Annotated in this window: 13 protein-coding genes; 6 read left to right on the top strand and 7 right to left on the bottom strand. The window is 39.3% G+C overall.

Annotated features, from left to right (window positions below; genetic code table 11):
* Positions 1-93: 93 nt before the first annotated feature.
* Together B3E92_RS02545 and B3E92_RS02550 are read right to left on the bottom strand one after the other, a co-directional pair.
* The gene (locus tag B3E92_RS02545) at positions 94-1191 is read right to left on the bottom strand and encodes a TlpA disulfide reductase family protein (RefSeq protein ID WP_286895231.1); all 1098 of its coding nucleotides are present in this window, start codon (positions 1189-1191) and stop codon (positions 94-96) included.
* Positions 1192-1211: 20 nt separating this feature from the next.
* Entirely contained in the window at positions 1212-2510 is a 1299-nt protein-coding gene (locus tag B3E92_RS02550) for a hypothetical protein (protein WP_286895232.1), read from the bottom strand.
* 125 nt (positions 2511-2635) lie between these two features.
* Between B3E92_RS02550 and B3E92_RS02555 the strand changes: the two genes are divergently transcribed.
* The 3 genes from B3E92_RS02555 to B3E92_RS02565 all read left to right on the top strand — a co-directional run bounded on the left by B3E92_RS02555 (position 2636) and on the right by B3E92_RS02565 (position 5388).
* On the top strand, positions 2636-3778 hold the full coding sequence (locus B3E92_RS02555) for a hypothetical protein (RefSeq protein WP_286895234.1): 1143 nt from the start codon (positions 2636-2638) through the stop codon (positions 3776-3778).
* Positions 3779-3814: 36 nt separating this feature from the next.
* Positions 3815-4042, top strand: a complete 228-nt coding sequence (locus tag B3E92_RS02560; RefSeq protein ID WP_286895236.1) for a hypothetical protein — start codon at positions 3815-3817, stop codon at positions 4040-4042.
* A gap of 266 nt (positions 4043-4308) precedes the next feature.
* The gene (locus tag B3E92_RS02565; protein ID WP_286895238.1) at positions 4309-5388 is read left to right on the top strand and encodes a fatty acid desaturase; all 1080 of its coding nucleotides are present in this window, start codon (positions 4309-4311) and stop codon (positions 5386-5388) included.
* Positions 5389-5563: 175 nt separating this feature from the next.
* Here B3E92_RS02565 and B3E92_RS02570 read toward each other — a convergent pair whose 3' ends face one another.
* Positions 5564-6298 (bottom strand): SDR family NAD(P)-dependent oxidoreductase, encoded by a 735-nt coding sequence (locus B3E92_RS02570; protein WP_115050152.1) that lies wholly within the window; start codon positions 6296-6298, stop codon positions 5564-5566.
* Between the two features lie 225 nt (positions 6299-6523).
* Positions 6524-9337, bottom strand: a complete 2814-nt coding sequence (locus tag B3E92_RS02575; protein ID WP_286895240.1) for a PAS domain S-box protein — start codon at positions 9335-9337, stop codon at positions 6524-6526.
* 442 nt (positions 9338-9779) lie between these two features.
* On the opposite strand from B3E92_RS02575, the gene B3E92_RS02580 reads away from it, so the two are divergent.
* Complete coding sequence (locus B3E92_RS02580; protein ID WP_046675105.1) at positions 9780-10502, top strand: ferritin-like domain-containing protein; 723 nt, start codon at positions 9780-9782, stop codon at positions 10500-10502.
* A 21-nt stretch (positions 10503-10523) separates the two neighbouring features.
* Positions 10524-11357, top strand: a complete 834-nt coding sequence (locus B3E92_RS02585; protein WP_046675104.1) for a ferritin-like domain-containing protein — start codon at positions 10524-10526, stop codon at positions 11355-11357.
* A gap of 65 nt (positions 11358-11422) precedes the next feature.
* On the opposite strand, the gene B3E92_RS02590 is transcribed toward B3E92_RS02585, so the two are convergent.
* From B3E92_RS02590 to B3E92_RS02600, 3 genes are all read right to left on the bottom strand, one after another.
* Entirely contained in the window at positions 11423-12259 is an 837-nt protein-coding gene (locus B3E92_RS02590) for an anti-sigma factor (protein WP_286895242.1), read from the bottom strand.
* Between the two features lie 2 nt (positions 12260-12261).
* On the bottom strand, positions 12262-12717 hold the full coding sequence (locus B3E92_RS02595) for an RNA polymerase sigma factor (RefSeq protein ID WP_286895244.1): 456 nt from the start codon (positions 12715-12717) through the stop codon (positions 12262-12264).
* Between the two features lie 397 nt (positions 12718-13114).
* Entirely contained in the window at positions 13115-13435 is a 321-nt protein-coding gene (locus tag B3E92_RS02600; protein WP_286895245.1) for a hypothetical protein, read from the bottom strand.
* A gap of 439 nt (positions 13436-13874) precedes the next feature.
* On the opposite strand from B3E92_RS02600, the gene B3E92_RS02605 reads away from it, so the two are divergent.
* A complete protein-coding gene (locus tag B3E92_RS02605) occupies positions 13875-14864 on the top strand; it encodes a preprotein translocase subunit SecD (protein ID WP_286895248.1) in 990 nt (329 codons plus the stop codon).
* Positions 14865-14944: the final 80 nt, after the last annotated feature.

The raw sequence follows: 14944 nt of genomic DNA on the forward strand, positions 1-14944 counted from the left end.
CATAGCCATATTTAATAAAAAAGCTGCCTCAATAAATTTGAGACAGCTTCATAACCTCCCCCTCGGCTCCTACTCTATTTTTTATACTGGATCTTAAAGCAAAGGATCGAGAGATTCTTTTATAGTACGTTCTAGGTCCACCCCAGATCCTCCGGTATCTATGATAAAACCATTTCGATCAATGATATAAACCTTTGGTAATCCCTGCACCCGATAGTTAATTGCTGTTTTGCTATTCAGCGCTTGCTGATCGCCCACATTGGTCCAGGATATGCCGTCTTCGACCGCTGCTTTCTTCCAAATCTCCCTATTTGTGTCTAGGTTAAAAGATAGGATCTCTAGACCTCGTTTTTTATATTTAGCATACAACATCGGTAGCTTCTTATTACTTTTTCTACAAGGCACACACCAAGCAGCCCAAAAATCGAGAACAACAATCTTTCCCCGAAAATCAGTCAAATTCACATCATTATTATTAAGGTCTTTGACAATAAAAGCTGGAGCCAGATCCCCTCTTCTAAGTTCCTTTGCTTGGAGAAATTCCTTTAAGAACCGTCCTGTTCTACTTTTTTTCATATTCTGAGAGAACCTATCAAAAGCCAACTGCAAGGAATCTCTTGTCAATGATGTCCTTAAGAAATAGAGTTCCTGCATAAGTGGATAAGACGGTGTTTTATCAAAAATATTGTGGACTCTCAACTGTCTGATGGACCGATAATAATGGTCCGATGCTATTTTCAACTCCACCAGTTGGACCGAATCGGTTTCAATTTCAATTTTTCGGTCAAGCTCAGCTGCTCCTTTCCACATGGGATCCAGTTGCCTATTGATTGGGATGGCATCAGCCTGTGATCTGGAATTCAGCACCGCTATATCCGAAAAATGTAAACTATCGCCTAATATCTTCATGCGAGCCGGTTCAATCCAGATGACTGCCCTCAAATTGGGCTTTGCCGTTAGTACATATAAAGAAGGCTCCTCTAGAGTTCCTTTTATGGCACATTTTCCATCCTTAAGTATGACGTCATAGGACCGACCACCTTCCTGGAAGCTATTCAATTGAAGCTTTGCGCCATTGGAAAGTCCCGAGATATCAAATTGTATTTCGAAAGGCTTTCCTTTTTCTTGCTGAGCCAAGCAAGCTAGCGGTAAGAAAAATAAAAAAGGAAATATCTTTTTTAGTATCATCATATGCATAATTGGTTTACCTATCAAAAACTAATATCCTTCCTCTCCGACCCACTTAAACGGGTATTTCTAACAAAACCTGCCCCTTTAAAACGATATTGCAAACCAACTATTTCAGTTGGTGCATTTTTAATCATCGTAGTGTATGTAGGTTTATCATTGATCCAAAATTTAACCTGCTGATTTTTACAAACTATTTTAAGCTTGGTCCACTTGGAAAGATCGCAGCCAAATCCACTGAGGTCATCTTGTTTGCTATCCGTATAAAAGCCACCAGCTGTAAGAGCTATGTCACCGATACAGGCTGTATTTACTAAAGGTACAATGATGATATCGTTTTTAGCCTGTAAGAGTACTTCCACGCGCTGGCAATTATTACCATTATTGCTCGCTCCTGTTTTGATGTCTGTTTCAAAACTAAAGTTGTCGGTCATAACTCCTGTCATATCCTTTTGATTGTAAAGTCTTACCAGTGGAGCATCAGGGAGGAGGTCGACATTATAGCTATTCAACAATTCCTGAGTAATGGCAGTTTCATGGGGTAACACGATTTCAGTTTTTTTGAAATACAAAGGCTCCTTTCCCGAGGCTGCTTCTTCTAATCCTAGCCAGCCATTGGTTTTAATCTGTATATCATGTTCTCGAACAATTTTATTCCCAATAATCAGTTTAGCTCTAAAGTAACCTGGATAATAATAAATCGCAGAATGGTGTTTGCCCTTTCTATCCACCTGTATCTTACGGCTGGTGTCCCAACTTTGTGCAATGAATATCGAATCGTTTTCATTTGCAGCAGAAGCATCGTAATTAAAAACGACCGAATTTGGCAAGCCTTCTGTCAGCATTGTCTTCGACGAGAAGTGGAAGGCACTATTATTAATAGGCTTCTTATTTGGAATAAACCTATTACCGAAAAGTCCGACCAAGACAAGGACGAAAACAGATGAAATAGCGATAATAAATATAGGACCGTGCTGTTTTCTTTTCTTCACCTTTGGTTCAAAAGCGGATTTATGCAATAACTGCTCCTGCGGTATATATTTCTGTGCATAAGCATTCCGAAAAGCCCGCCAGTCCTCATGATCAACGTAGCGCGCCAATGTATTTAATGTCGTGAGGGCTGGTTTGCTCTGGTAATCAATCCTACCAAAAATCCGCTTCAACGTAGAAACACTAAGTATTACTCCCGTTTTCTCCTGTATCTTGTCCGAAAGTTTTTCAAAATCAGCTGTACTCCAATGAGCTGTTTCCCCCCATTCAAGTTGATTTTCAATGGAATTCTTAAGATGCAGAAACAATTCGGGATCACTCAACTTAACCATAATTTATTATATATCAACATTTTAAAAACAAACAATCTGCTTGAACAAACTTGAATAAACTTGCCGCAAGGTTGAGCGAGTTGAAATAAGGTCTATCCGTTAAATTTATCAAAAATTTAATTAACATGAAAAAGATATTTTTGACACTAGCCTTCATATGGGTCATTCTATTACAAAGTTATACTCAAGAAAAAAATAGCAAAGCATCAATAAGCAAGAGCATTCCATTAAACGCAGAACAATGGTCCTTCCAGCACGGAAAAGTTGATTTTCTAAACTTTAAAGGTCGTAAAGCAATGAAAATCGCTCCAGCATCTGGTCCAGTCGTGATTAAAGACTTAATTTTTAAAGACGGAACCATCGAGTATGATGTGATACCTTCAAAAACAGAGTTCGCCAGCGCCATTTATTTTCATCGAAAAAATGAAAAAGAACAGGAGATTGTCTATCTCCGAGTTCCTAAAATGGCTCATCCATTCGCTAATGAAGGCATTCAGTACTGTCCCATCTTAGACGGTGTCAACATGTGGGACATCTATCCCCAATATCAGGCACCTGCGGCTGCTAAAACAGAAGAATGGAATCATATTAAACTCGTCATATCAGGTGTGCAAATGCAGGTTTTTGTCAATAACAGCTTGAGATTGACCGTACCAAAACTCGAGGGACGAGAAAATACTGGAAGCATTGCCTTCGACGGCGATGCATACATCAGTAATATCGAGATTAAACCTAATGAAATTGAGAACCTACCGCAAGCCGAAGGTGTGGACCTGACCCGACATGAGGCCAATTATATCCGAAGTTGGTCGATAACCCAACCCACGACTTTGGAAGAAGGGCGAGAACCAACTACTTTTCGTGACCTGCCGAAAGACGAAGCCTTCACGGAAAAAATAGCAACCGAGCGGTATGGATTGGTAAACCTTACAAGACGCTTCGGTAGTGCCGAAAAGCGTCGGATAATATGGCTAAAAACTATTATTACAGCACAAGAACCTACATTAGCTAATCTCCAGCTCGGATTCTCAGATGAAATATGGCTTTACCTAAATGATCAGATTACCTACACAGACAAAAATATCTTTAGGCAGAATATGAAAAGGTATCCCGACGGAAGGATATCTGTACAGAACGGGAATACCCGCTTAAAACTTAAAAAAGGTGAAAACCAATTGCTCATTGGGGTATCCAATGATTTTTATGGCTGGGGATTGATGGCACGTTTAGAAAATATGGAAAATATTACCGCCATAGAACCTTATTAGGTAAAAAAACGGGCTATCGAACATATCGAGCGCTATTTGGGCACCTATGCTGCCGAGATATCGCCCGCATTTAAGCTCACCTTTGTACAGAAAGACAGTATGCTTATTTTAGAGGCCCCCAGTCAAGAAAATGTAGCGCTCGATTATCTTGGAAATGATCTCTTCAAAATGGGGCTTGGAATAGAACTTCAATTTACGCCTGACCTGAAACAAGTCGTAAGAAAAGAGAATGGGTTTGAGATGAAATTCATTAAAGAACAATAGTATAAAAAGTGTTAGAATATGGCCCTTAAAACTTTAAAAATAACAGGGACCTTATAGGGACTTCATACGGACCTTATAGGGACCTCATTCGGATGAATAGCTATAAACTCCCTTTAAATTCCGTATCACTTTATGGTAAAATAAGCATTAATCGTGATGCGTTTGCTTATTAATATTATAGCTTCCAGCAAGCTATTTCATCCTTCTCGAATTGCTTGATACATCTTAAGGATATGTTAAACTTTTAACATTAACACTTTTTAACCATGGAATATGATACCTTTAGCAAAAATTATAATTTACATCAACCACAAATGCCCTTTTTAGACCATGTTCTGCAAGTTCCAACCTACGGATGGAAAGACGACGATGGAAATCTCGTAAAGCCAAGCAAAAAAGAAATTTTCACTGAATTCTTCAAACGCCTTAATATTTTTAAGGATAAACGAAATTGGTTACCCTTTTTTAGCTGGTTAAAAGTAGCTTGCCTCATCCCCTTTTTTATCATCTTTTTGGTTTACCATTTCAGTTGGTGGACTGTGTTAGCCGCGTTCCTGTACAGTATGATCGTTATGGGGACCCATGGAACGATATGGCATCATCGATTTGCGACACACGGCGCATTTAAATTCCGCAACGGTTTCTGGCGTTTTTTCACGCAGAATTTGACCATCAATGTAATTCCCGAAGAAATATATGTTATTTCACATCATGTTCACCACGCAAAATCCGATAAACCGGGTGATCCCTATAATGCCCAAGCTGGCTTTCTATACTGTTTTTTAGCCGATGTAAATCACCAGCCTATTGCTAAGAACCTTACGGAAAATTCCTATAACCGCGTCAAATTGCTTATGCGACACACGGGTGTAACAGCTAATAGTTATGCGCAATATCAAAAGTGGGGGTCGTACGTCAATCCTTCACATGCAATAGGATCCTGGATATTAAACTGGGCTTTTTGGTATGCCGCCTTTTATTTAATCGGTGGTCACGCACTTGCCTGTACACTCTTTGGAGCCGCCGGCTTTTGGGCAGTCGGTGTGCGCACATTCAACTATGAAGGGCATGCAAAAGGTGAAGACAAACAACGTGAAGGTATCGATTTCAATGAGAGAGACAAATCCATAAACCAGTTATGGCCTGGCATTGTAGCAGGCGAATGGCACAACAACCACCATTTATATCCAAAGAGTGCGCGGAGTGGCTTTAAGCCTTATCAGATAGATCTCGCATGGTGCTATATTAAAATGATGCATAAATTTGGAGCCGTCAGCAGCTATCGGGATGACAAGAAAAGATTTGATGAACAATATCGTATCCCATACCTAAAATCTAAGGAATAATCAATCGTTGCATTTCGAAGCGATCTTGGTCCTTTTCCATTTAATGTAATAAAGTTTCAAATTTTATTTGAATCCGAATTGTAAAATCGACTTTGGAGACAGCGTCTTCTTTTATCGTCAGCATACTGTTCGGCGCTACTCATAAACATCGATAGCGCCGAACAATAGTGAACATCTAATTTTCTTGATGATAGAGATCAGAAAATATTTTTGATAATTTCGCAGGCTCTTCTCGCCATGCGGCATACATACCTTGTCCCATTTCATCCGGGACTATATCGAGGTTTCCGGCTGCGACACTTTCTACTATCTTTATTGCGATACGATCTGGATCTGGCATATCCCAATCACTTCCCTTGTTCATATCGGTATCAATTGCTCCCGGATTAACAGCATATACTGTCACATCCTTTTTAGCCAGTTCAATTCGAACAGACTGTGTAGCAGAATAAAGTGCTGCTTTGGAAGCAGCGTACCCAGCAATAGAAGGTAAAGGCGAATAGGCGGCAATCGAAACAATGTTGATCATGATAGATGGCCTATTCTTTATCAGAATTGGAGCAAATGCACGCATCATGTTTATTGTTCCAAAATAATTTACCTTCAGATCATTTTCCATCGCCAATACTTCTCCTTGTAGCATATTCCCTGGATTTAAGGTTCCTGCATTGTTAATCAGAATCTCAGTATCTGGGGCTGCTAGCACACTCATTTCAACTTGTTTAACATCGGTAATATCTAGTTGCAGCGGTACGATTCGATGATCGTTGAATGCTGGCATATTTTTTAAATCCCGGCAGGTTGCATATATCTTCCCTGCACCGTTATTGAGCAATGCACTTACCAGTGACTTTCCTATCCCTCTATTAGCCCCTGTAATCAGGATGACTTTATCTTTAAAAATTTGCATGGTGTTTTATTTATTATCCAACACAAAGCTATCCAGAAAGATAATGCTGTAAAATCCGAAACTTGCGATAATAAACATGCTCTTGATACGCTAGAAATCAAAAATCATATTCAAAGGAAATCAGACACTTCATCATCGCCCTATCAAGAGAACCTATTAACTGTGCATAAATGGATAACTTAGGTCGTAAATACGGCTCATGCAACTTTGAGAGCTTACTTCAAACTAAGAAACGTTCACCTTTACTAAAGCTGTATACAGCTCCTCCGGCGTAAAGGGTTTGACTAACCATCTACTTATGGCCACGGAATGACATAGCTGTTCTATATCCTGCTGATTCGAACTAAAAATAGGAATAATGGTCGGCTCAGTATTGTTATCGAAATTTTTTTCACGAATATTCTGTATCGTTTCAATACCGCTGATGATAGGCAATTGATGATCGATCAAAATTGCATCAAAATGATGTCCCTTTTTTAATATCTGTAATACCTCAAATCCAGTTTTTGCATGCACGGTATTAATCTTCTTTAACGATAACATCCGATCCAAATCATTTCGCTCCGACTCTTCCTCTGCAACAATTAGTACATCCTTTATTTTTTTTAATTCATCCCACGCATTAATTTCCCAAACGGCGGGAACATTAATAGTGAAAAAGAAACGACTACCGGCACCAAAGGTACTCTCCAATTTCAATTCACTGCCCATCATTTTAAGCAATTTATTCGATATTGTTAGTCCAAGGCCAGTTCCCCCATAACGTTTAGTCATCGAGTTATCTTCCTGTGTGAATGCATCAAATATCCGTTCCACATTGTCCTCTTTGATACCTATGCCTGTATCTTTGACGCTAAAGCACAGAACAGCCTGGGTGGCATCATGTGATTCTACTGTAATGCTGAGTTCAATAGTTCCCTTCTCGGTAAATTTTGTGGCGTTGCTCAATAAATTCATCAATACTTGCTTGATACGGAGGGCATCAACCCAAATATAATGTGGCACATCGGCCGCGATATTCAGATAAAACTCTAAATTTTTGGCTTTGATCTGCATATTGAGAAAGTTTGTCAGTTGAATAACCAAGTCCTGAAGATCCGTCTGTTCAACGTCCAGTTCTAGTTTGCCAGCCTCAATTTTAGAGAAATCTAGAATGTCGTTTACAATTCCAAGCAATAAATTGGCTGATTGATCAACGATACTCAGATATTCCCGTTGAGTATCTTCAAGTGCTGTCCCAAGCAACAAATCGGTAAAGCCAACAATCCCATTCAAAGGTGTACGAAGCTCATGGCTCATATTTGCCAAAAATTGTGATTTTGCTGCACTTGCCTGTTCAGCTACTAATTTCGCCTTTTCCAGCTCTTCCCGTTGATGAATAATCCGGCTAATATCAGTTGCAATCGCAAGATAACCGATAACATTTTCGTTAATATCCCGAATAAATGTAACGGCTAAGGAAACATACAATCTAGATCCATCTTTTCGACAATAGGTCCACTCTCGCTGTTCAGCACCATGCAGCTCTGCCATATCTACAAAGAAACGAAGTTTATCTACCGAACGTCCTAATTCAACTTCCAGTTCCTTAGCTCTCAACACGAGCTCCTCTTTCGAATGAAAATGTTCAAGCCCCAATTTCCCAATGACCTCTTCACTGCGGTATCCCAAAAGGTTTTCCGCTCCTGTATTAAACAATGTGACTACACCAGTCGTATCGGTCGCGATAATAGCTACAGCGGAGGTTGCATCCAATACTTCTGAAAGCAGCTTTTTTGAATTCGAAGACTCTGCTTCGATGCGTTTACGCTTATCAATATCCTGAAAGGTACCGTATAAACGAACGCAATGGCCATTTTCAAAATCAGCATTTCCCAATGCACGTATCCACAGTTCATGACCAGCGAAGGTGACAATCTCAAGCTCCAAATCCCAAGCTTCTCCCGTAGCGAGTGCATGTTCAATGGCAGTCTGTATTTTATTCCTACTTGATCCCGCTTTATAGAACTGTAACGCAGTTGTTAGCTCTGGTTCATAGTCTTCGGGTACTTCATGAATTTCTCGCGTAATTTCGGACCAAACAATCTTCCCATCAGCAGGCGTATATTCCCAGCCTCCAATTCTAGCTACCCTTCCAGTCCGCATCAATATTGCTTGGGCATGCTTCAGTTCCTTTTCTAGAAAATGCTGTTCCGTAATATCCACGGCATTGCCAATCACATAGGGTATTTTGTTCCCATTGGTCTGCAAAATATTATTAAACATCCAGATACGCGTCTCACCCGAGCGTGTCAAGGTTCGCATTTCTCCTTTGATTGTTCCGCGTTGAACAATTGCGCCCAGATAGTCCTGTAAATTCTTGTGCCCCTCCGATGGGACAATATCAAAAAGTGATCGTAACTGAATCTCCTCCCGTGTATAGCCCAAAGTCTTGGCTCCAGCTTCATTGACGGCTATAAAATTGCCCTTCAGATCATGCGTACACATAAGTCCCTGAGAGTTATCGAAAAATGCTTTCAGTTTTTGTTCACTTTCTTTATACTTTTCTTTTTCTTTTCTGTTGACAATAAGCGCGACAACCTCATCCCGAAGAAGGGTTAGGATCTCTTTTTGATGCTGATCGAGCTGCCTTGGAACACGATCAATAACACATAAGGCCCCTAAGGCATATCCGTTGGGATCGATTAATGGTAATCCAGCATAATAACGAATGTTTGGTTCTAAGGTAACGAGTTCATTCGATTTGAAGCGATCGTCTTTTTTGGCGTCCTCAACTTCCATCAGCTGATCTTCTTCCAGCGTATATTGGCAAAAAGAAACATCGCGCGTTGTTTCGTCTATCTCCAAGCCAACCCGCGATTTAAACCACTGCATATCCTTATCCACTAGTGAAATCAATGAGATGGGTGTACCGCACACTAGTGATGCAATTTTCGTAATGCGGTCAAACTCTTCCTCGGCTGCTGTGTTTAAAATTTCGTATTCATGCAACACGCGTATCCGATCTGATTCATTCTTTGGCGATAATTTAGCGTTCATTCAAAAGCCTGTATTGTTAATAATTTTATCTTCGAAGTCTTTATAGGTCCAAATGTATAGCATGCGCTAACGTACAAATAATATTTCACTAATCTTTAACGATTGATTTGAATCATTCCAATGCCCAATTAATATCGATTTGGTTTTAACTTTTCTTAGTCTATCGTAAAAAGTAGAAAACCAGCGGTAATAGCATGATAAAATATAATCATGAACACCGCTGTGTTAAAATAGTTTTAAATAAAAAACAAACTATTAGATTAAAAGATCACCGATAATAAGCGCCGTGCTGCCTTCGGTTCCCAAAAGGGAGAAGATTATATCGGTTTTTCATTGCCAAAAATATATTTAAAAAAAAAAGAATTTATGAAATCCAAGCTTTCCAAAAAGTCGTAAATGGGTATAAGTACAGAAAAAAATTATAAACTAAAAGACTTTTGTTATGGAAAAGATAACCTCCCACAACGAAACACTATTGAACTCCAATAGTGACATGGACAAAAGAGATCTCAGACGAAGAGATTTTTTAAAATATGCTGGAGCCAGTGCTGCTACATTAGCCATCCTGGGTATGTCGAGTTGCAAAAAAGACCACGATGATGGCATGGATAACGGTGGTAAGGGCATGTACTTTGGTAGCGGCGACATTGCCATCCTAAATTATGCCTATGCACTTGAACAACTTGAAGCTGCATTTTATATCCAGCTAGTCAACAACCCCTATAGTGGCATGACGGACATGGAAAAAACTTTTTTTACGGATATCCGTGATCATGAAATTGCTCATCGTGAGTTTTTCAAGGTAGCCCTAGGGGCCAAAGCCATTTCAAGTCTTGAATTTAATTTAGGCGGTATCAATTTCAGCAGTCGCGAAACGGTACTGGCAACAGCAAAAACATTTGAAGATCTTGGCGTTTCGGCCTACAATGGTGCTGGATGGTTAATAAAAGATGTCAATTATTTACTGTTGGCTGGCAAGATCGTATCTGTTGAAGCTAGACATGCCGCCTGGGTTAGGGATATGATCGACAATGGTAGCTTTGCCAATCAGGAAGTAGTGGATTCAAATGGTCTTGATGTCGCAAAGAGTCCAAGCGTTGTCCTTAGTGCCGCAGCGCCATTTATTAAATCCAAGATTGATGTGAGCGATCTACCAACTTATTAATTCACCTAAAAACTGATTATCATGAATCTCTTAAACGTTTTTGAACAAATAAATGCTGTAGATCCTGAATTCAGCGATCGCATCAGCCCTCGTCGCGAAGCAATTAAAAGTTTGGCTTCAATGAGCAAAAAAATAACTTTGGCTGCCCTGCCCTTTATGATAGGTGAGCTCTTTAAAAAAGCTTATGGTGCTACGGCTCCCACAGATGTCAATGGAGTACTCAACTATGCGTTGACTTTGGAATATCTCGAAGCAGAATACTACACTATGGCAGTTGCCAAAGCAGGTCTTATCCCCACAGGTAAACCACTCGGTGCGATAACCACCATTCGTGACCATGAAATTGCACATGTGAATTTTCTTAAACAGGTATTAGGCAATAAAGCTGTTTCAAAACCAACCTTTGATTTCACCGCTGGGGGGACTTTCGGCAATGTTTTCAGTGACTACGACACATTTTTAGCTATCGCACAAGCATTTGAAGACACCGGGGTAAGAGCTTATAAAGGGCAAGCGGGAATTTTACTCGGCAATCGTGTTGTACTGACTGCGGCGCTTCAGATCCATTCTGTTGAGGCACGACATGCCTCTCATATCCGCCAAATGCGTCGTGCTCGCGGAGGTGGAGCTGCCAATCAAAAACCTTGGATTACAGGAAGTAATGACAGTGGTATTGGCGCAGTTGTCGATCCGGTATATGCAGGCGAAAATAATATAACACAAGCGGGAGTGGATATTACAACATTGGCAGGTGCCATGGGGAAAATTTCGACCAATGCAGCAACCCAGTCTTTCGATGAACCTCTAACTGCAGAAGCTGTACTTAATATTGCAGGTCTTTTTATAAAATCCTAACAAAAGACGTAGTTTACCTGTTTTTAGCATGTCCTGATCGGTTTATCCCATCAGGGCATTGTTTTTTATATACTCCCCATTAAACATAATGCTGTGAGTGTCGGTACATCTTTGCCGCCTTCATCTTCGAGGGTAATAGCAAAAGCCTGGGCCTTTGGAATATCCAGCATCTTACTTGCTGTATCTCCTTTTAAGTCAAGTGGAAAAACACCGGCATTAACAGGTTTACCATCGACCATTGCCCACAGTTGATATTGCTTACCTTTGGGTGCAACAGGCATGTGCTCAATACTCAGATAAACCGTCTTTGATACTTGATCCCAGAATACCAAAGCAAGGTAATCGGGTTTAGTTTCTACCCCCTTCAGAGGGATTGTTTTTATTGCTGGATTTTGAACGAGAGCCCATTTATCCTGTAGGGTAGCAAGTTTTGCCTGCTCAGCATCAAGTAAGGACGTCGTCTGATTTAGCTTATTCGCTGTATCTTGTTTACGTTGATATAGGAAGATATTAGCACCAATACTAACGGCTAACAATAGGCTTGCAGCAATAGTCCACTTGTATGATCGAGCAACAAGCGTTTTCTTTTCGGTATCCATAACAATTACGTCGTTATGGTCCGTAGAAGAAGGTACTAATGTTTCATCAATTTTATGATCTTCGTTTGGTACTAGATTTTCTGCAATGAGTTTATTCCATATATCCTGTTTTAATTGCATAGGCATCTCTATCGCTTGGCTATCGGCCAAATCTTCGAGTGCAATCTCTGCTTCGATGATGGCTTGTTCCACTTCGCTATTATTTTTTCGGATACAATTCAAGATGCTCACTTCCTCTTCAGAAGCAAGTCCCAAAACGTACGATTCAATAATCCCCGACGATATGTATGCTCTAATATCCAAAACTAGCGGTACTCTTTTAGTAATTGTTGTAATTGTATAAAAGCTGCCCTGGTACGTGTTTTTACTGTTCCTAGCGGCACATCAAGCTGTTCAGCGATTTCTTGTTGTGTATATCCTTCATAGTAGGCCATCTCAATCAAGATTCGCCATTCCGGCTTCAATTTATCTAAAATATTTTTAAATCCAATAAAATCTGCTTTCGTGTGTTGTTCGCCCTGACTTAGATCTTGTTCTTCCTCCCTATTTACGATATTTGAGAGCGGTTGGTTTTTCTGCTCGTTTACGATAGCTTTTGATTTTCGATGATCGAGGGCTGTATTGCGGGCAATGTTAATCATCCAGGTATAAAGGCGGCCTTTTTCTGCATCGAAAACATCGATATATCGCCAAATTTTGACGAATACATCTTGGATGACTTCTTCCGCATGCTCCGTTGAGACCACGATACGACAAACCACACCAAAGAGTGCATCGGCATAGTGATCATAAAGATAACTAAAAGCCTGTTGATTTTTTTTTTCAATAAAAGAATCAATGTTTCTTCAGAAAGGTTGTGTAATGGACTCAAATTTTACGTTTATAATACGCTAAAGATGAAAATTAAAAATTTAAAAAAAAAGCAGCAAAGACAAAACAAGTTAAAGTACCTATAAAACGGGTTAAAATACCTAATATAAGTTAGCCTATTTTCTGTTAATCCTCATTATTATTTATATTTTAATACGCAATGCATGATTTGCTTCCACCATATCGTACTAATTTACTCTTTTTTGTATTTCTAATTTTCAATGCTAGTTTTTCATGATTTGATTCCGCCTGGGAGGACGAATCACATTTAAATCTATTAAAATCTGTCTAAAGCTTTATTTTGTCGGACGAATTCCCCTTAGAAATTGGATTTATCGATAGCATATCACATGTCGCCAGATAAAATTCATCAATTAACTGGATAATCAAATCATCTCTTTGGTTATTAACAGCTAGTCCCACCCAATTTTTGGAGGGAAGATACTTACTCCGAGTCCATTGAACAGGCTGCACTATTTGTTTTTCTGAACGCAACCATTCTAATCCACTATCATTGAAATATATCTTTTCATTTGACAAATCCATCACGATGAAAGGTCTTTTCTTAAAATAGAAAATACTCATATCAAGATCTGCAATTACTATCATTCGAATATGTTTTTTGAGATGCATATATGCATTTATACGGGTTAGTGTTGACATCTATTTATCTTATTGGCTATAATAAAATCATCATAAATTTCCATGAACATTCAAAGCAGGCGAAGTGTTCATCAGACGAGAATCAAAGATATTCGAACCAGCGGTCTAAGTGGGGTATATTTTGTTCTAATAGGTGGAAAAAAAATGTTAATGTAAGTTGAAAATACGACGGATAAAACCGCTAATTTACCAAGCGAAAGAATATGTGTTAGTTTGCCCCATTACAGGTTTCGGCGAATCGTAAAATGCCTGCACGGATTGTAAATACCACCATTGAACCAGTGTTGCAATGGTTTAAATTTGATAAACAACAAAAGATATGCGGAAAGAAAGTAAAAGCACGTCATTCATTAAAAAAATTCTAGGCTTAATTAGTCTTATCCTTATGGTAACAAATAGTAAAGCACAACAAGTCACGCACTATTTTCCAAGCGGAAAAGATAAGGCAAAGACAATCAGTGGACAGTATGGTGGTAATAGCGGAATTTGTCTTTTTGAAGATGGTAAATTTCTGTTATATGGTTATGCTACATCTGTTTTCGGGTCCTATGTTTTTGAAAAAGATTACCTGCTTTTCTATCCGGATGAAGCCCCTTTATTTCAACTGTATGGGCGTCACAATGCTAACTTAAAAGACAGTACTCGTTTCAATCTGGCAGGTTTTGAAAGCGGGAAAACCTATGTACAATTTGATAATGACAGTACACATCGGGTTTTCAATGACAAGGCAAACTGTTTCAGCCCTCCTTTTGTTCATCAGGAATCCAAACCGGTTCAATCGCTTAAGTTTATTGTACAAAATCAGTATATGGAAGATGATAGCACTTATCAAGTCTTTCAGTATAGCAATGAAGGAAAATTCAATGATTTTATAGCTGCTTATAACAAGCCCCAACGTGCACGTCAACATTTCAGCGCTTACCTATATTTGGCTGAAGGTAATAAATTAGCCATCAGGCTCTCCAATTATGGCGGAGAAAGAGGTTTTTTAAGAGAAAATCGAGACGGTTCAAATCAAGAGCATTGGAACGAAATATTGACCATGAAGAAAGATTATGATCAGGCAAACTATATCGACCCCATAGAAATATTTAGCAATGCACATTACACAATATTTTACCCTGACCTCGAACAGTACATTTTAGATCCTGTCACCAAAAGATATATCAGCAAGTTTGCATCAGACAATGAAGCTTTTTTTGCGGGAAATCCTGAGCAAGACGATCGGTATTTAAATAAGTACATCCGGCAAGGTATGTCCTTTCTGCAAGATGAAAGATTCGATAAATCAAAACTAGCTAAGACCAGCTTATTCTTTACGAGCTGTGACGAACCTGAAAAATCATATCATTATGAAAATGGATCACAGCAATAATCGCTCAAAAGCCACAGCAATGATTCAAGTGGGAGCTTAGCGCTATTAAGAGTCGAAAGATTAGCACGTTTTCTTAAATA

Origin of the sequence: Sphingobacterium sp. UBA6317 (assembly GCF_002440385.1) — a bacterium.
Taxonomy (GTDB): domain Bacteria; phylum Bacteroidota; class Bacteroidia; order Sphingobacteriales; family Sphingobacteriaceae; genus Sphingobacterium; species Sphingobacterium multivorum.